Here is a 17,110-nt window from a genome sequence, read left to right on the forward strand (position 1 = left end):
TTCCGTTACTCTTTCCAGCTGGCCAATGCGTTGACAGCGGCCACCGTGATTGCGGATCCGCCCAGACGGCCTTTTACTATCATCGATGGGACCGGCAAGTCCTGCATCAAAGCGTCCTTGGATTCCATGGCGCCGACAAATCCGACCGGGCAGCCGATAATGGCTGCGGGCCGGGGGCAACTGGGGTCTTTCAGCATGTTCAGCAGGTGGAACAGGGCGGTGGGTGCATTGCCAATGGCCACCAGCGCGCCCTCCAGTTTCGGGCGCCACAGTTCCAGCGCGGCGGCTGAGCGGGTGTTGCCCATTTCCTTGGCCAGGTCAGGGACGCTTGGGTCACGCAGGGTACAGATGACTGCGTTGTCTGCTGGCAGGCGCGGGCGGGTGATGCCTTCGCTGACCATATAGGCGTCACACAGGATGGGGGCCCCTTGGGCCAAAGCGGCACGGGCGGTTTCGGCCATCTGGGGGGAGAAACGGATGTGTTCTTCGAGACCCACCATGCCAGCGGCGTGGATCATTCGGACGGCAACGCTTTCCTCATCCTTGGTGAACCGTGCCAGATTGGCCTCGGCGCGGATGGTGGCAAAGCTTTCGGCATAGATCTTGGCACCATCGGTTTCATAAGTGTGGAGCATTGGTCTGCCCTTTCTGAAAGAGGCTCACAAGGGCGTCTGGCAAGGTCGCGGCTGATAGGCCGGTGTGGCGTGGCGCGTCCTGAGCTGTGCCCTGAAGGATGAGGTCGAATGTGTCGTTTTCCTGCGCCACGAGGGTGAGGTCACAGGGCGTGTTCCGGGCGCAGCCTTTGGCGCAGCCCGATATATGGAGTTGCGTGCCTTGGGGAAGCAGCGGGGCAAGATTGCGCGCCAAAGCGCGCGTTTGCGCGCGCGCCTGCAGGCAACCGGGTGCGCCGGTGCAGGCGATCACCTGCAGGCGGGGATCCGTTGCGTCAAGGATCAGACCGGGCAGGGGTGGGATCGGCTGTTGTGTCTTTACCAAGAGTTGCCGCCAAGGGGTGAGGCGCAGAGGTGCGATGTCAGCAAGGGCCTGAAAGCTTGTCGCAGGGATCTGGCCGAACTCCAACGCCACCAGTTGCCCGGCGGGCGTCAAGCCGGGGCTTGGCAAAGGTGCGCTGGCGCGGCGGGGGGCGGCAAACTCAGGCGGGAGCGCGCGGCGCGCAGTGAGACGGTGCATCCGGCCCCGACCGTCGGGCGCGCCGCCTTGGTCCAGAAACCAGCGGGCCAGTGCGATGGCGTCTTGCGCCGCCGTGCCCACCGTCATCGGCTTGCCAACATCGGCGCCATCTGCGACCAGCAACAGCCCAGCGTTGCCCTGTTCGATGCGGATATCCGCGGCGGTTGCGCCTAGAACCGGCTCTGGCCCTGCATCCACCGCAAAGCCAAACTTGCCCGGCAGCGAGAGGTCCTTCGCCTGTGTCAGCGCGTGGGTCAAGGACTGCGCAATGTGATGGGTGGCGTCTCCTTCGGACCAAAACGGTGTGAGGATCACATTGCGCAGGCTTTCTTGCGCCGCGGTCTCATCCACCAGATCCAATTCGCGCAAGGCGGCAATCACAGTTGGGTGTGCCTCGGGCGTAATGCCGCGCAGTTGCAGATTGGCACGCGACGACACATCCATACGTCCGTTGCCATAGGTCAGCGAGAGTTCAGCCAGCTTGTGCGCCTGCTCTTGGCTCAGCTGTCCCAAGGGCGGGCGGATCCGCACCACCAACCCGTCGCCAGACATCATGGGGCGCAGCGCGCCCGGACACCAGCCATAGACGTGGGGCGCACTCATGAGGTCCCCTCAAGCGTGGCCAGAATGGAATTGCGCCGGGTCTGCCATAGGCCTGCGTCTTGCAAGGCCCGGAACCGGTCGCGCATCGCTTGCAGCGCCGCCGGATTGGCATCCCCCATAAAAGCAACCAGATCGTCGCGTCCCAATGTGGCCTCGAAATACAGATCAAACAGATGTGGGGGCACCACTTGGGCCAGATGGGCAAAAGCTGCCATGTGGTCTAAGGTCGCTGCAATCTCTGCCGCGCCGCGGAACCCATGTGCCATCATCGAGGTGGCCCAATCTGGATTGGCGGCGCGGGCGCGGGTGACGCGGGCAATCTCTTCACCCAAGGCGCGCGCGGTGGGGCGGTCCACCCGCGTTGCGTCCATGTGATAAAGCGCAGGCGCCTCGTGTCCCAGCCGGGCCATGGCAGCGGCAAAGCCGGCTTCATGGGCCGCATAGTCCGAGGCGACCAGAACATCCGTCTCTGGCAAGTCTTGCAAGTGTACAAAACTGTCTGCGGTTTTGAGCCGGGTTTCCAAGGCCGCGCGGGCATCGTGGCTGTCCCCTTGCGCGGTGATCGCATGGGAGGAAGCGGCCAGCCAGGCCTCTCCGGCGGCGGCGCGTGCCTCTGGTGAATAATCATCCAGATGCGTCCCCATAGAGAGGCCATATTGCCCGGGGCGCGGGCCAAAGACGCGTGGGATTTTAGCCAGATAGGGGTTGTCGCCTGCGTCTTCGTCGCGGCCGGCCAATGCGGCGGCGGCTGTTTCAAACATTTGGGCCAGGCCCGGGAAGACATCGCGGAACAGGCCCGAGACGCGCAGGGTCACATCAATGCGGGGACGGCCCAGCAGGGCAAGGGGGATCACCTCAAAGCCGGACACCCGTTGCGAGCCTTCGTCCCAGCTCGGCGCAAGGCCCGCCAGATGCAGCGCCATGGCGAATTCCTCGCCCGCTGTGCGCATGGTGGCGGAGCCCCAGAGGTCGATCACCAGTCCTTTGGGCCAGTCGCCATGGTCCTGAAGGTGGCGGCGCAGCAGCTCTTCCGCCAGTTTGACCCCTTGCGCCTGCGCCGCGCGCGACGGCACCGCGCGTGGATCCGTGGTAAAGAGGTTGCGCCCGGTGGGAAGAACATCGGCCCGCCCACGATACGGCGAGCCGGACGGCCCCGGCGCAACCAGCTGCCCGTTGAGCGCTGCCACCAACCCGGCCCGTTCTGCGGGGCCACAATCGCCGGTGCCAAAGATATGCAACCCCTCGCCATATTGGCTTTCTTTGATGTCGCAGACGAAGGCATCAATCCGGGTGATCGCCTCGGCCGAGGAGGCCTCGGCAGGTATATTCAGATCGGCCTCAACCCCGGTGCCCTGTGCCTCGGCGCGGATGTCTTCAATCAGCCGGTCGCGGCGGGCGGGATCCAGACCATCGGCTGTGGAATATTCGTCCAGCAGGCTTTCCAGCCGACCCATACCTTCGGGCAGGGTGGTCTGTGCCAGAGGCGGTGGCAGGTGGCCGATGGTGACACCCGCGATGCGGCGTTTGGCCTGGGCCGCCTCACCAGGGTCGTTCACAATAAAGGGGTAGATCACCGGCAAAGGGCCGATCAGAGCCTCGGGCCAGCAGGTTTCGGACAGGGCCACCGCCTTGCCCGGCAGCCATTCCAGCGTGCCATGGGCGCCGATATGGACAATCGCATCGACCTGTGACTGCAGCCACAGATAAAACGCCACATAGGCGTGGCGTGGCGTGCGGTCGAGGTCGTGATAATCATCAACACGGGTTTTGACCTCACCACGTTCGGGTTGCAGCGCCAGTAGCGCCTTGCCCGCCCGGAGCGCGCGAAAGCGGAAGACCTGCCCATCACAATCGGGGTCGTCTTTGGGGTCGCCCCAGGCGGCTGCAAGATCTGCTTGCAACAGATCCGGTAGCGTCTGGAGCGCGTCCATATAGGTGGCAAGCGGCAGAGTTATCACCTCTTCCATCAGTCGCAGGCCCGCGCGGTCGAGGTCCGTGACGTCATATCCTTGACGGGAAAGCTCGGCCAGGATCTCATCACACGAGGCCAGCGCATCCAGGCCAACCGCATGGGCCAGATTGTGATCGCGCCCGGGATAGGTGGACACAACCAGCGCCAGATGTTTGTCGGCGTTTGCCGTGGTGGCCAGCGCCAGCTGCCCGTGAATGCGGTCCACAACCGCCTGCACCCGGTCCGGATCGGCACGGTGGGCAAAGCGGGAGTATTCCAGATCGGGGTCTTTCTTCCCCGGAGCCTTGAAACTGATGACACCGGCAAAGATGCGCCCGTCCACCTCAGGCAGGACCACATGCATGGCGAGGTCTGCCGGCGAAAGGCCCCGGTCCGCGTTGGCCCAATCCTTGCGCCGGGCGGTCGAGAGCGAGACTTGGAACACCGGGCAGCCAGTGGTCGACAGGGGCGAGGCGCTGCCATCACTGCCCTGAGCCGAAAAGGCAGTGGCATTGATGATGGCGGCGGGGTTTTCGGCAGGCAGCAGGGTGTTGAGCCAGGCCACAGCTGCGGGTGTTTTGAGGCTGGGCGCAAAGAGGCCAAAGGCCGCATAGCCGCGTGCGCGTAGCGCGTGGATCAGCGCATCCACCGGTGCGGTGTCGGCAGATGTGAGGTAAGAGCGATAAAAGCTCAGCAGAACGAGGGGTTTGCCGTCCGTGGTGATGTTTTCGACCACGCCCAGATCCGGGTCATAGATCCCTTGGTCGGGCATGGATTTCAACCCAGCCACAGGCCCGGCATAAAGGCCTGCTGCCAGGGCGAGCTGTGCCAATGCGGCCTGAGCTGCCACGGCCCCGCCGGCGTCGCACAGATGCTGCAACCGCCGTAGGGTTGAAACCGGCAGGGTCGACAGTTCATCCAGACGCGGATCCTCGCGCCCATCTGCGGGTAGGATTGCCAGGGCGATTCCCTTTCGGCGGGCCAGATCCTGCAAGGTGGCCAGACCATAGGACCAGTAGCTTTCGCCGCCAATCAAACGCACCAGAATGCCCTTGGCCCCCTCCAGCGTCTGTTCGGCGTAGACATCCACCGACAGCGGATGTTTCAACGCCACCAGATTGGCCAGACGCAGCTTGGGCAAGGATCCCTCCGCGCGATGCCAGCCCGCCGCAAAGGCCCCGAGGTCACTGTCGGAAAAGGACAGCACAATCAGATCCGCAGGCGTCTGCCCGAGATCCTGTGGTGTCTCACTTTCCTCTAACCCGTGGCTTTCGCGGAAGACGACATGCATCGTGGTTTAGGCTCCGAGATCTGCGTGGATACCAGCGGCATCGATATTGTGATGCTCTGCAATCACCACCAATTGGGTTTTGCGTGGCGCGCTGCCCCAGGGTTGGTCATATTGCGCGCGCAGGCGGTCGCCGACGGCCTGGATCAGCATCCGCATTGGTTTGCCTGCCACAGCGACATAGCCTTTGACACGCAGGATCTTGCGGTTGCGTGCCATTTCAATGATGCGGTTTTGCAGCGCTTCGGGGTCAGAGACTTCGCCCAATTCGACCACAATGCTTTCAAATTCGTCATGGCTGTGATCGTGATGGTGGTGATGATGCCCGTGATCATGGTCATGCGCGTCATCATGATCGTGGTCGTGATGATGATGATCATGGTTTGACGGGCGCGCATCCAGATCATCTTCGGCGGCAGCCTCAACCCCCAGAACCACACGGGGGTCAATCACGCCTTCGGTCATTGGCAGGATCGGCAGCTCACGCGGGGATTCTTTTTCGATGATGGCCCGTGCCGTGGCCAGACCGTCCTCACCGGCAAGATCCGCTTTGGACAAAAGGATGATGTCCGCGCAGGAGATCTGATCCTTGAACAGTTCAGACAATGGCGTTTCATGGTCGATGCCCTCATCGGCCTCGCGCTGGGCCTGCACCGCATCCAGGTCGGTGGCAAACTGGCCTTTGGCAACGGCCTCGGCATCGGCCAAAGCGATCACCCCATCCACGGTGATGCGCGACCGGATCGCGGGCCAGTCAAAGGCTTTGAGCAGCGGTTTTGGCAGCGCCAGGCCTGAGGTTTCGATCACAATATGTTCAGGCGCTTCGGGCAGGGCCATCAGCTGTTCGATGGTGGGGATGAAATCATCGGCCACGGTGCAGCAGATGCAGCCATTGGCCAGTTCCATAATGTTTTCGGCCGGGCAGTTTTCATCCGCGCAGGACTTTAGGATATTGCCGTCCACACCGGCGGTGCCGAACTCATTGACAACAACCGCCAGACGCTTGCCCTGTGGGTTTTGCATCAGGTGGCGGATCAGAGTGGTTTTGCCTGCGCCCAGAAAACCGGTGATGATGGTGACGGGGATCTTGTTCAGATTGCTCATTAAACTCAGGCCTCTGGCAGTTTCAACGGCGGGATGCGGGCAACGGTTTGCTTGCGAAAGCTTTGGGGACGTTCGCGCCAGGGCACCAGACCATCTGTGGTTTGGGCATAGGCCGCGATCCCGTCCAGAATTTCCGCCACATGGGTATCAGGATCCATGTCGCCATAGACATAGGTCCAGCGTTCAGATCCGCCGCTCAGCACCATGGAACAACCGCGGGTACAGGCCGACAAACACTCAACGCCGCGCAGCTGAACCCCCTCGGGCAGGGTGGCCTCTTTGAGAGCCTCAAGCATAACAGCACCTGGGCGCGGGCCTTCGGGGTCAACATCTGCACGTTTGCAGGTGGTGCAAACGGTCAACATGACCGGCGCGAGATCGTGAGTTTCAGCCATTTTAAACCGCTCCTATTCCATGTCCGTGGGGGAGGGAGCCAGCCAGTGGGGCGCATGTTTCATCAACGGCCCGCAACCGGTCGCAGAACACCCCGTCCGCCCGTTCTATCTGTGTTGGCAGGTCTCCCGGCTTGCGGATGTAGCCTTTGGGGGGCAGCGGTGTTCTGTCCTTCCCGGGCAAAACCCAGTGGATATCAGAAACCTCATCCGGTCACGGTCGCGGGGGCGGCTGTGCTTGGCGCGCAGGCGCTGGCACATTCCCTCTTCGCCCAGACCTAAGCCTGGGAACCAACATAAAACCCCTTGCGCTATTGGGGGCTTCCTTGTCAAGACATGGCAAAAGCCGAAGGAGCCTGTGATGAGCGAGAAACCTGATACCGTTATTTCCGAAGAAGAAGCGGCACGCCATGCCTCCAAGATGGCCAAGAAGAAGGCCGCACGTGACAAAATGATGAAAACCAAAGATGGCGAAAAGGGGTTGATCATCGTTCATACAGGGCCCGGCAAAGGGAAGTCGAGTTCGGGCTTTGGCATGATCATGCGCTGTATCGCGCACAAGATGCCCTGTGCGGTGGTGCAGTTTATCAAAGGGGCCTGGGCCACAGGTGAGCGGACGCTGATCGAAGAAAACTTTGGCGATCTGTGCCAATTTTACGCGATGGGTGAAGGCTTTACCTGGGAAACCCAAGACAAGGCCCGCGATATTGCGGCGGCGCGCAAAGGTTGGGAAAAGGCCAAGGAAATGATCCTGGATGAACGCAATACGATGGTTCTTCTGGATGAGATCAATATTGCATTGCGGTATGAATATCTGGACCTGGATGAGGTCTTGGAATTCCTGGTGGAACAGAAACCTGCCATGACGCATGTGGTTTTGACAGGGCGCAATGCCAAGGATGAGCTGATCGAAATTGCGGATCTGGTCACAGAAATGGGGCAGATCAAACACCCGTTTCGGGCGGGCATCAAAGCACAAAAAGGTGTGGAGTTTTAATCCTGGGTGGCAGGGCTTTGCCCTGCTGGCCTGACCTTTGGTCAGGCCAAGGCCGCGCGCTGGGGGGCTGGAGACTTTGTCTCCAGCCCCCCAGCGCGCGGCGCCCCCGTGTCAACCGACGGGGATCAGATGATTGTCCCATGCGGTTGCGCCTGTTGTAATTGGGCGCGCCTGTTCTGGGGAAAGCGATAGAACCTGGCCCAATCCGGTTGTGGCGACCCAGCCTGCTCCTGCTGTGGCCAGGCCACACACATCTGCGAGATTGTGTTCCTGCGTCATTTCAGCGCTGTGAACGTCCATGATTTGAACACGATCCCCGCGTGGGGACGACACTGCGACCGTCTCACCATCGGGGGCAAAGGCGATGGAGCCTCCATACCCGTTGAGATTTCGCAGACGCGGATCATCCTCGGCCAGCAGACGCGGTGCTGTGCCGCGCCGATGCAGCCCGACAATAGGAACCACGTCGCCCAGGTCTCCCTGCCATTGCATCGCAAACCCAACGGTTCCATCAGGCGCAAGCGCCAGGTGACGTATGGAGTTGAGACGCAGATCCGTAGGCAGCGCCACATGCTCCAGTAGGGCACCGTCAAAGCTCAGATAAGCAAGACTGGAGCGCATGGTCGGCAGGTTCAAAGGCGTGCGGCCGCTTTCGGGGTGGGTTTCGATCCCACCGTTTGCGACCACCAGATAGCCGTCCGGGTGGCGCAGGATGTCATGCGGGCCAATATCGCCCGAAGAAAAGCTGCCGATCCGGCGATAGGTCGCGCTGTCCCAGATCCCGATCACCCCGCGGGCATTTTCATAGTCGTTTTCGGTTGTGAACAGCCGACTGCCGTCCTCGGAAAAACAGCCGTGGCCGTAAAAATGCAAGCCCTCGGGCGGGGTGATGCGGGCGATCTGGCGGCCTGTGCGACAGTCCAGAACATCCGCAAACCGGCCGGGGCGGCGGGCAAAGGCGATGACCTCTGGGCGGAGCGGATGCGCGCTGGCGGCGTGGCCGCGCCCTGGCAACGGATGGCGGAACAGAACCTCGCCGCTGCGCGACAGCCCCGCCAGAATGTATTGGCCGTTTGGCTCCAAGCCTGCGGTCACAAAATCGGGCAGGCCCACATCCGCCCAACTGGCCCGAGGGGTTAGGCCTGCGGCCATCAGACCGCCCAAGAAACCGCGTCGTGTGGTCATATCAGTCTCCGTCCAATGCGTTGAAACCGGCGGCGACGCCCAAACGGGGGCCAAGCTCGGCCGCGACCAACGCGCGAATATCCGCAACCTCTTGTTTCAGCGCTTCGACCCGGAACCGGCTGGCGGGGTCTGAAACCCCGGCAAACTGTGGATCTTCCAACGCCTTGGCGCGGCGCAGAGCTTTGTCAAACGCCCGAGTCAACTTGTCCTGAAGGTTTGGGGCACCAACGGCCAAAGACTGGGCGAGCGGCTTTAGGGCCTCCAACGATAGGGTCAGATGGCGCAGAGAACGGGCAGATCGCCAGGCTTCGGCCCGACGGGGGCGGGGTTTGTCAAAGCTGCCCAGCGGTCGGCCAAGGCGCAGGTCCTCATCCACTTGCAAGCCGGTGGTCAGGGTTTTGAACAGCTCTTGGCGCACTTCGTCCTGGCTTTGATAACGGGCCGAGGGCGGGGAAAGCTGTTCTGCAAAACCCGTGCTCCAATCCGCGTCAATTGCTGTGGCCGTGGCTGCAATATCGGTGGTCATTGCGCCAACCAAAGCGCAGCGATAACTGGCAGAGCCAAGGGTCTGGGCTTGGGTGTCAAACATCAGATAGTCCAGCGCATAGAAACCTTTGCCAGCGATAGAGAATTGCGCGAACTCATCCGCGGCCAAAATGCCGGTATCCTCGCTGCGCAACAGCGCCCCAACGGTTTTGCCGATCTTGCCGCGGTTGTCGGGCCAGAAGGACAGCGAGAAGGCACGGGAGTCCGTCTCGGTCGGGCCAAAGCGCCAGATGCTCGCGGTGATCCAGGCGTCAAAGGCGCGCCCATAGGCTTCGGCCAGAGCCGTGTCAGAGGCGGTGGCGTCATGGCAGCTTGTGGCTGCAACATCTGCCAGGGCTGCGGTCTCATGGGCCAGCGTATCAAAGGCCGGTTGGATCAGATCGGCGACAATGGGCTGTGTCAGATCATCTGCAGCATGGGCCGACGACAGGCCGACAGCAGCCAGTCCAACAGAGATCACACAGGAGTAGGTCAAACGCATGGGTTACAGGCTTTCGATAAAGGCGATCAGATCCGCGCGTTCGTCTGCTGTCATCTCGGTCACTTTGGTTTTGGCAGTCTCTGCCTCGCCGCCGTGCCACAGGATGGCCTCAAGCAGGGTGCGGGCGCGCCCGTCGTGGAGGAAGCCGGCTTGCGGTGAGACTTGCTGTGTCAATCCGATGCCCCAGAGGGGCGGTGTGCGCCATTCTTCACCGGTGGCGCGGGCTTCGGGGCGGTTGTCGGCCAGACCCTCGCCCATGTCATGCAGCAACATATCGCTGTAGGGCCAGATCAGCTGGAAGCTTTGTTCATCGCGATCCTCCAGCCGGTGGGTCACAAACTTAGGCGTATGGCAGCTGATGCAGCCTGTGTCGTAAAACAGCTCTTTGCCGCGCAGAACGGCGGGGTCGGACATGTTGCGCCGGGCGGGCACCGCCAGGTTGCGGCTGTAAAAGGTGACCAGATCCATATTCGGCTGATCGATTTCGGTCCCGCGGACCTCATCATTGCCATGGGGCGCGGCGCGGCAATCGGTTTGCGCTTCGGTGCACTCGCCCCAATGGGCAGGGAACAAAGGTGTTGAAATGCCGATATCACCTGAAAAAGCGCCGGCAGATTGTTCGTGGACCGTGGGGCTGCCGGCTTTGAGGCCAAAGCGGCCCAGCAGGATGGTTTGATACTCCTGTGACCAGACCATGTTCGCCCGGCCAGAGATCCCATCGCCATCGACGTCCGCGTCATCCGCACCCGCCAGAATATCTGCCGCCGGGATCGCCTCCAGCAGGCCAAGGCCGATCATCGAAGGGGCGACGCGGGGCGAAAACATGGCGTCCGCCTGCATGGGGCCATAACCCAGATCAAGCGCCTGATAGGTGGGGTTGCGCAGGGTCACAACGGTGCCATCGGCGAGCGTGACGGGCAGATCCTCATATGTGGCGGCCAGACGGTATTCCGGGTTTATGCCGGGTGGGGAGAAATCCTGTAATTGGCGGCCATAGGTCGGCTCGGGCGCGTCGCCAATATAGTCATGGATGGCTTGCAGGTGTTCGGGCACCGGACCGGGCACCGAGACGCGCAGGAACATGGACACGGCTGCATCCGCCAGATCCTGTGGCGGGTGTCCGCGCCCATCCTTCAGGTGGCAACGCTGACAAGAGCGGGCGTTGTGCAAGGGGCCAAGACCGTCAGAGGCTTTGGTCGAGGCGGGTGCAAACACCCAGATCTTTTCAAACAGGGCATTGCCAAGTTTGAATTCCAGCTCTTCCTCAAACGACAGGTTGGCGCTGTGCTGTGAGAACGCGTCCCGGTCGGTGCGTGCCCGCGTTGTGGCGGCGCCTGCGGGATGGGCTTCAAACGCTTCGGGTGCATCAAACGTCGTTGCAGGCTGGGTTACCGTGTCGATCTTGGCACGGTCTTCATCGGTGCGGGGGATGAGGTTCAGGTGCGGATCTGTGGCCACGCTTGTGGGCCAATCAGAGGCCGCGACGGTGGTCGCCATCAATATGGCAAGGACGGAAAACGCCGAAGCGCGGGTGGTTTGGGTAAACATGCCTGAACCAAATCGTGGGAGGAGAAATACGTGGTGCAACCCCGGGCCAGGGAATGGCCCGGGGCGTGTGTTATTATTGGAAGACGGCTGTGGGGTTGTCCAGCGAGTCAGAGCCTTCGAACGCGATGCTGTCCAGTTTCAGTGCTGTAACAGCCCGTTCAAAAGAGCGGGTCTGGTCGATCAGACCGGTCACACCGCCCATGATCAGCGCTTCGCCTTTGGCATCGCCGGACGCCAGCATCTGGTCATAGGAATACCCTGCCTCGGCCGCCAGTTTGATCCGACCCAGGGCCATCATGGTGGTCGACAGTTTGGTCAGGATCTCAGCATCCAGCGCAGCGTCGGTTTCTGCAACCAGTTCTGACAGGGACGGACCGGAGACCAGGGATCCATCAACGCGCACATATTGACCCAGATAGACGTTCTGCACACCCAGCCCGTCGTAGTAATGGCTGTTGTGCGTGTTGTCCGAGAAGCAGTCATGCTCTTCTTCGGGGTCGTTCAGCATCACGCCAAGGCGCATCCGTTCGCCTGCTTGCTCACCGTAGGACAGCGACCCCATGCCGGTCAGCATGGTGGAAATGCCTGCGGTTACGTCCTCAAACAATGCGGTGCGACCGGCACCGGTGTCGGCCCATTGAGCGGTCATCCATTCCAGATCGCTCACCAGCAGATCCGTGGCCGCCTGCAGGTATTCGCCACGACGGTCACAATTGCCGCCGGTGCACGCGTCGCCCGAGGCAAAATCGGTCCATGGACGGTCGCCCGCGCCATGGTCGGTGCCTTTCAGATCCTGACCCCAAAGCAGGAATTCGATGGCATGATAGCCGGTGGCAACATTGGCCTCGATCCCGTCAGCCTCATGCAGGGTGCCTTCCAGCAGCGTCGGGGTGATTTTGGCGGCATCAATGGTTTTGCCGGACAGGTCAAAGCTGGGGTTGGCAACAACGTTCAACGCAGCCAGGCCGTTTTCATCGCTGGGGCCACCATAAGAGGCGTCGACATAGTCGATCAGACCTTCGTCCAGCGGCCATGCGTTCACTTTGCCTTCCCAATCATCCACAATCGCATTGCCAAAGCGGAACACTTCGGATTGCTGATAGGGGACGCGGGCCGCCAGCCATGCCGCGCGCGCAGCCTGCAGGTTTTCGGCTGAGGGGGCGTCCAGCAGGGCGTCAACCGCGCCTTTCAGGGTCTTGGCGGTGATCAGGCTGTCTTCGTAGGTGGCCAGAGCAATATCGGCGTAATTGGTCAGGACCGCTTCTTTTTCCACGGCAAACGCCGCTGTGGCAGAAAGGGTCATCGCGGACACGGCCGTGGTGCGCAGAATTTTGGAGATCATGGTGTGCTCATCGCTTGCGTTAAAAGGGCGCCACGGGGGCGCCTTGTAAATCGAAAGCCCGGCCCAGACTAGGACGGCCGGGCTGGCTTTATTTTGTCAGGATCAGTTTTCCAGCGCGGGTGATCCGCAGGCTGTAGACCTGGCCGTTCAAAAGAATACGGGCCTGGTTGCCACCTTTGGTCAAATCCTCGGCATAGAAGGTGGGGAAAACTTCAGTTGCAGTGGTCAATTCATTTGTGTCGATCTGTTTCATCTCATCTACCCAACGCTGTTTTGAGGTCATGACTGTCCCTCGTTAATCTCCTGACATCGGGCTGACCTGACTCGGCAGGTTGGCTGGATAGGTGTTTTCTGACTTGTTTAGTCGGATATGTCAATCTGAGTTTTTTAGTCGGTTATAAAATTGGTCACAAAAAAACGCACCCCGCAGGGTGCGTCCTTGATTTGGATCAAAAAAATGGCGGTTTAGGCGCGGGTGCCCGAAAATTTCTCTTGCCACTCTTCGCGCTGCTCGTCGGCGATTTTGGCAAAGAGCACATCCGGGACCGTAAAGGCGTGGCCCGCGGGCAGGGCGGCCAGGAAAGCGTCCACATCTGTCGGCCAGTTACGGTCTTCTGTACCCAGGGCCTCCAGCATCTTGTCCGCTGTATCCGGGATAAACGGCGCGCTGAGGACCGCATAAAGACGGATCAGGTTCAGGCCCAGTCGCACCTGTGCGGCGGCTTTCTCGGGCTCGGTTTTGAAGGTCGACCAGGGGGCTGCGGATTGCAGGTATTCATTGCCCGCAACCCAAATTGCGCGCAGCTCTTGGGCAGATTTGCGCACGTCCATGGCTTCCATATGGCCTTCATAAGCGCGGATGCGCTTGGTCAGATCGGCAATCAATGTCGCTTCTTGGTCGCCGAATTCACCACCGGCGGGGACTTCCTCGCCAAATTTAGAACGGCAGAATTTGGTGATGCGGCTGACAAAATTGCCCAGAACATCCGCCAGGTCCTTGTTCACGGATTGCTGGAAGTTCTCCCAGGTGAACTCGGAATCGCTGCTTTCGGGCGCATGGGACAAGAGCCACCAGCGCCAGTAATCCGAGGGCAACAGTTCGAGCGCTTGGTCCATAAACACGCCGCGCCCTTTGGAGGTAGAGAACTGGCCGCCGTCATAATTCAGGTAGTTGAAGGATTTGAGGTGGTCGACCATTTTCCACGGCTCGCCAGATCCCAGGATGGTGGCCGGGAAGGAGAGGGTGTGGAAGGGGACGTTGTCTTTGCCCATGAACTGGACATAGCGCACGTCATCGGCGCCCTTGTCGGTGCGCCACCAGCGTTCCCATTCGGCGTCGTCTTTGCCGTTGGCCTCGGCCCATTCTTTGGCGCAGGCGATGTATTCGATCGGCGCGTCAAACCAGACATAAAAGACCTTGCCTTCCATACCTTCCCAAGGCGCGTAACCTTTCTTGACCTCAATCCCCCAGTCCAGATCGCGGGTGATGCCCCGGTCCTGCAGACCGTCGCCATCATGCAACCATTTCTTGGCGATCGAGGTGGTCAGAACCGGCCAGTCCGTCTTGCTGTCGATCCAGGCATCCAGTTGGTCGCGCATCTGGGATTGACGCAGGAACAGGTGCTTGGTCTCGCGCACTTCCAGATCGGTAGAGCCGGAGATGGCCGAACGCGGATTGATCAGATCGGTGGGGTCCAGCTGTTTGGTGCATTCCTCGCACTGGTCGCCACGCGCATGTTCATAGCCACAGTTGGGGCAGGTGCCTTCGACATAGCGGTCGGGCAGGAAGCGGCCATCAGCGTGCGAATAGACCTGACGATCCGCAACCTCGGTAATCAAACCAGCCTCGGCCAGTTTCCCCGCAAAATGCTGTGTCAGCTTGTGGTTGGCCTCGCTGGAGGAGCGGCCAAAGTGGTCAAAGGACAGGCCAAAGCCACGCGCAATTTTGGCCTGAACCTCATGCATCTCGGCGCAATAGTCCGCAACAGGCTTGCCTGCTTTGGCCGCCGCCAGTTCCGCCGGCGTGCCATGTTCATCCGTGGCGCACAGAAACATAACCTCATTGCCGATACCACGTTGGAAACGGGCGAACAGATCAGCGGGCAGCTGGCTGCCAACCAGATTGCCCAGGTGCTTGATCCCATTGATGTAGGGCAGTGCCGAGGTGATGAGAATACGTGCCATGCGGTCCATCCAGAATACGAAGTTGGTGCACCGTCTACAGGAAGCGCGCGACAGGGGAAAGCCCGCGCTGAGGTTTGGGATGAAACAGTGTGTGGTAAAACGGGAAGCGGCCCGGAAAATCCGAGCCGCCGTTTGAAGCTGTTTCAAATGGTGCGCGCGATTACAGCTTTTCGACTGCCGTGCTGCGGATCTTGTCCCAGTTTTCGGACGCTTTTTCGATGGTGCCGCTGCGGTCCTTGTTGAAGGCTTCAAAGATCTCGGCATTCAGGAAGACATATAGCTTGTCATCAATCACGGCGGCGTATTCCGGGTCGCCGTCGAATTTTTTGCCGACCGAGACGCCAAAGGTGCAAAAGCCCCCGTTCTGCGGCAGGTAGGCGGCAGGGTTTGCCTCAAACTTTGCCTGGGTTTTGGCGTTTTTGAAGTAATAGGCAACGCCATCATGCACGGTGGTGTGGGCGGCTTTGCCTTCGGTTGGTTTGCCGGACTGGATAAAGGCCACCGGGTCCACGCCATGCAGGCCCAGCTGCGCCCCGGCAGCGGTCAGGCCGACCGAGGTGTTGTATTCATCCGCAGCAAACGCAGGTGCAGCCGCCAGCGCGCCAATTACGGTCAATGCGGCGATATTCAGTTTCGTGATCATGTCGTTTCCTTCCAAATGTTTTGGATCTGATTTGGCAGAAGGCTTGTCTGTGCCTTCGGTTGCCATTTGAGCGTGTTCCGAATGATCAGCAATGAATCAGGAATCCTGATGAACTGTTGGTAAAAAAGGCTGAACGATCTGCAGGTTTTCATGAAAAAGGCGACGGTCTCCCGTCGCCTCGTTCCGTTTTGTGCGGTGACGGATGTCAGACCGTTGCGCCCTCAGGCTCGGGTTTGTGCAGACCCACAACAATGGCCACCGCCAGACCGTTGACCCAATAGTAGTAGGCATCCAGCCCTTCAAAGCCAAAGACCATGGGGGCCAACAGGAAGGTTGCGCCAACCGCGCCATCAACAGCCAGATGCACCGAATAGGGCAGGACGCGGAAAATGCCGAGGTGGTGATCCGTCAGGACCGTCAGCACAAAGGCCGCGGCTCCCGTGATCACCGACAGCCACAGCGCCAGCGGGTTTGCCGCCCCAAGGCCAAGCGCAAAGGGCGCGGCCATCAGGGTCAGGGCAACGGGGTAGTCAAGGTAAGCGTGAATGCTTTTGGTTACGAATTTCAGGGACATGGAACCTCCTTTGAGATAAGAGCGCCGACCCCAAGTGGTCGGTGTCGATCAAAGGATAGGTATTGCCGGGCTTTGCCCCCATGACTGCGCGTTCAGCAGCCTGTACGGATCGTTCAAACGCGGCCTCAGGCGCGGGCGCGGTAACTGGCGGGGCTCAGGCCCATTTCCTTTTTAAAGACGCGGCTAAAGGCGCTTTCGGAGGAATAACCGGTGCGTGCGGCCACTTCGGCGATGCTGGCTTGATGTTTGCCCAGCCACTGACAGGCGATCTGCATCCGCCAGCTGGTCAGATATTGCATCGGCGGCATGCCCATCTTGGCATTGAATTGCACGGCAAAGCCGGTGCGTGACAGTCCCGCCTCACGCGCCAGACCTTCGACGGTCCAGTCATTGGCGGGCGCATTATGAAAGGCGGCCAGGGCGCGGGCCAGTTTGGGATCTGCAAACCCCGCAAGGCCAATGTGGTTGCTGCCTTGGGTTTCAATAAAACAGCGCAGCGCCTGGGCCAGGATCACCTCGGACAGGCGCAGGGCAATCAGGTCGCCGCCAAACTGCGATTTGCCCGCCTCATCCCCGATCATCCTGAGCGAGGCCTCCATCCAGCGCCCGGCGGCTTCGCCATAGTTTTTGATGTGCACATATTGCGGCAGCCGGTCAAAGATCAGGTGTTGCGCATGGGCGGCAAAAGAGAAATGCCCGCAGATCAGTTGGGTGTCGCGTTGGCTCTCTTCGCTGCCATAAACCAATGTGCCCTGACCGGTGTAGCCCGATGTCTCGAGCACGCGGTCCAGCGGCAAGGTTCGGTGGGCCTGATCGGGCCCTGAGATCAGATCATGGGCCGCGCCATGGGGAATGATGACCAGATCTCCCTGGGCCAGATGCAATATCTCAGCGCTTTGGGGTAGGCGCACGCTGCAATCCCCGCGGTGGGCAAAATGGAACCGCGCGACATTTTCAAAGGCGGGCACAGAGACGCCCCATTTGCCGGAAAAGCTGGTGCGGAAATAGAGCGTGCCCTCGACCGAGAGCTTGGTGAAGATATCGCTGAGCGTGTCGATCATGGTTTGTTTTTGCATGGGCT

General features: G+C 60.6%; 15 protein-coding genes and 1 riboswitch. Of the genes, 1 reads left to right on the plus strand and 14 read right to left on the minus strand.

The features are described 5' to 3' along the window. Positions 1-5: 5 nt before the first annotated feature. The 5 genes from GFB49_RS10280 to GFB49_RS10300 are packed head-to-tail and all read right to left on the minus strand — an operon-like array spanning position 6 to position 6,532. Entirely contained in the window at positions 6-635 is a 630-nt protein-coding gene (locus tag GFB49_RS10280; protein ID WP_153215780.1) for a precorrin-8X methylmutase, read from the minus strand. Further along, entirely contained in the window at positions 619-1,794 is a 1,176-nt protein-coding gene (gene cobG / locus GFB49_RS10285; RefSeq protein ID WP_153215781.1) for a precorrin-3B synthase, read from the minus strand. Before cobG ends, GFB49_RS10280 begins: the two co-directional genes overlap by 17 nt. Then, the gene (cobN, locus tag GFB49_RS10290; protein ID WP_153215782.1) at positions 1,791-5,036 is read right to left on the minus strand and encodes a cobaltochelatase subunit CobN; all 3,246 of its coding nucleotides are present in this window, start codon (positions 5,034-5,036) and stop codon (positions 1,791-1,793) included. Before cobN ends, cobG begins: the two co-directional genes overlap by 4 nt. 6 nt (positions 5,037-5,042) lie before the next feature. Beyond that, the gene (cobW, locus tag GFB49_RS10295) at positions 5,043-6,137 is read right to left on the minus strand and encodes a cobalamin biosynthesis protein CobW (protein WP_153215783.1); all 1,095 of its coding nucleotides are present in this window, start codon (positions 6,135-6,137) and stop codon (positions 5,043-5,045) included. A gap of 5 nt (positions 6,138-6,142) precedes the next feature. Further along, positions 6,143-6,532 carry a DUF1636 family protein gene (locus GFB49_RS10300; RefSeq protein WP_153215784.1) on the minus strand — a complete coding sequence of 130 codons (390 nt, stop codon included), beginning with the start codon at positions 6,530-6,532 and terminating at the stop codon, positions 6,143-6,145. A 99-nt stretch (positions 6,533-6,631) separates the two neighbouring features. Next, positions 6,632-6,840: riboswitch (cobalamin riboswitch) on the minus strand. A gap of 50 nt (positions 6,841-6,890) precedes the next feature. Here GFB49_RS10300 and cobO point away from each other — a divergent pair. Further along, positions 6,891-7,526 (plus strand): cob(I)yrinic acid a,c-diamide adenosyltransferase, encoded by a 636-nt coding sequence (cobO, locus tag GFB49_RS10305; RefSeq protein ID WP_153215785.1) that lies wholly within the window; start codon positions 6,891-6,893, stop codon positions 7,524-7,526. A 111-nt stretch (positions 7,527-7,637) separates the two neighbouring features. Here the strand turns inward: cobO and GFB49_RS10310 are convergent, their stop codons facing one another. From GFB49_RS10310 to GFB49_RS10350, 9 genes are all read right to left on the minus strand, one after another. Next, the gene (locus GFB49_RS10310; protein WP_153215786.1) at positions 7,638-8,711 is read right to left on the minus strand and encodes a DUF1513 domain-containing protein; all 1,074 of its coding nucleotides are present in this window, start codon (positions 8,709-8,711) and stop codon (positions 7,638-7,640) included. A gap of 1 nt (position 8,712) precedes the next feature. Continuing rightward, the gene (locus GFB49_RS10315) at positions 8,713-9,738 is read right to left on the minus strand and encodes an imelysin family protein (protein WP_153215787.1); all 1,026 of its coding nucleotides are present in this window, start codon (positions 9,736-9,738) and stop codon (positions 8,713-8,715) included. A 3-nt stretch (positions 9,739-9,741) separates the two neighbouring features. Then, positions 9,742-11,235, minus strand: coding sequence for a di-heme oxidoreductase family protein (locus GFB49_RS10320; protein ID WP_246149679.1), 1,494 nt, complete (start codon positions 11,233-11,235; stop codon positions 9,742-9,744). A 124-nt stretch (positions 11,236-11,359) separates the two neighbouring features. After that, entirely contained in the window at positions 11,360-12,628 is a 1,269-nt protein-coding gene (locus GFB49_RS10325; protein WP_153215789.1) for an imelysin family protein, read from the minus strand. A gap of 88 nt (positions 12,629-12,716) precedes the next feature. Further along, positions 12,717-12,881 carry a hemin uptake protein HemP gene (hemP, locus tag GFB49_RS10330; RefSeq protein ID WP_153215898.1) on the minus strand — a complete coding sequence of 55 codons (165 nt, stop codon included), beginning with the start codon at positions 12,879-12,881 and terminating at the stop codon, positions 12,717-12,719. Positions 12,882-13,093: 212 nt separating this feature from the next. Beyond that, a complete protein-coding gene (gene metG, locus GFB49_RS10335) occupies positions 13,094-14,812 on the minus strand; it encodes a methionine--tRNA ligase (protein ID WP_153215790.1) in 1,719 nt (572 codons plus the stop codon). A gap of 160 nt (positions 14,813-14,972) precedes the next feature. Further along, positions 14,973-15,455, minus strand: a complete 483-nt coding sequence (locus GFB49_RS10340; protein WP_153215791.1) for a YHS domain-containing (seleno)protein — start codon at positions 15,453-15,455, stop codon at positions 14,973-14,975. A 205-nt stretch (positions 15,456-15,660) separates the two neighbouring features. Continuing rightward, positions 15,661-16,029, minus strand: coding sequence for an SPW repeat domain-containing protein (locus GFB49_RS10345; RefSeq protein ID WP_153215792.1), 369 nt, complete (start codon positions 16,027-16,029; stop codon positions 15,661-15,663). Between the two features lie 125 nt (positions 16,030-16,154). Beyond that, entirely contained in the window at positions 16,155-17,105 is a 951-nt protein-coding gene (locus GFB49_RS10350) for an AraC family transcriptional regulator (protein ID WP_246149672.1), read from the minus strand. Positions 17,106-17,110 lie beyond the last annotated feature (5 nt).

It is taken from the genome of Tritonibacter litoralis, assembly GCF_009496005.1.
Classification (GTDB): domain Bacteria; phylum Pseudomonadota; class Alphaproteobacteria; order Rhodobacterales; family Rhodobacteraceae; genus Epibacterium; species Epibacterium litoralis.

Coding starts and splice junctions, on each gene's coding strand:
- GFB49_RS10310 (WP_153215786.1), bottom strand. CDS start 8,711: ATGACCACACGACGCGGTTTCTTGGGCGGTCTGATGGCCGCAGGCCTA.
- cobW (WP_153215783.1), bottom strand. CDS start 6,137: ATGAGCAATCTGAACAAGATCCCCGTCACCATCATCACCGGTTTTCTG.
- cobN (WP_153215782.1), bottom strand. CDS start 5,036: ATGCATGTCGTCTTCCGCGAAAGCCACGGGTTAGAGGAAAGTGAGACA.
- cobO (WP_153215785.1), top strand. CDS start 6,891: ATGAGCGAGAAACCTGATACCGTTATTTCCGAAGAAGAAGCGGCACGC.
- hemP (WP_153215898.1), bottom strand. CDS start 12,881: ATGAAACAGATCGACACAAATGAATTGACCACTGCAACTGAAGTTTTC.
- GFB49_RS10280 (WP_153215780.1), bottom strand. CDS start 635: ATGCTCCACACTTATGAAACCGATGGTGCCAAGATCTATGCCGAAAGC.
- GFB49_RS10345 (WP_153215792.1), bottom strand. CDS start 16,029: ATGTCCCTGAAATTCGTAACCAAAAGCATTCACGCTTACCTTGACTAC.
- GFB49_RS10320 (WP_246149679.1), bottom strand. CDS start 11,235: ATGGCGACCACCGTCGCGGCCTCTGATTGGCCCACAAGCGTGGCCACA.
- GFB49_RS10325 (WP_153215789.1), bottom strand. CDS start 12,628: ATGATCTCCAAAATTCTGCGCACCACGGCCGTGTCCGCGATGACCCTT.
- GFB49_RS10340 (WP_153215791.1), bottom strand. CDS start 15,455: ATGATCACGAAACTGAATATCGCCGCATTGACCGTAATTGGCGCGCTG.
- GFB49_RS10315 (WP_153215787.1), bottom strand. CDS start 9,738: ATGCGTTTGACCTACTCCTGTGTGATCTCTGTTGGACTGGCTGCTGTC.
- GFB49_RS10350 (WP_246149672.1), bottom strand. CDS start 17,105: ATGCAAAAACAAACCATGATCGACACGCTCAGCGATATCTTCACCAAG.
- cobG (WP_153215781.1), bottom strand. CDS start 1,794: ATGAGTGCGCCCCACGTCTATGGCTGGTGTCCGGGCGCGCTGCGCCCC.
- GFB49_RS10300 (WP_153215784.1), bottom strand. CDS start 6,532: ATGGCTGAAACTCACGATCTCGCGCCGGTCATGTTGACCGTTTGCACC.
- metG (WP_153215790.1), bottom strand. CDS start 14,812: ATGGCACGTATTCTCATCACCTCGGCACTGCCCTACATCAATGGGATC.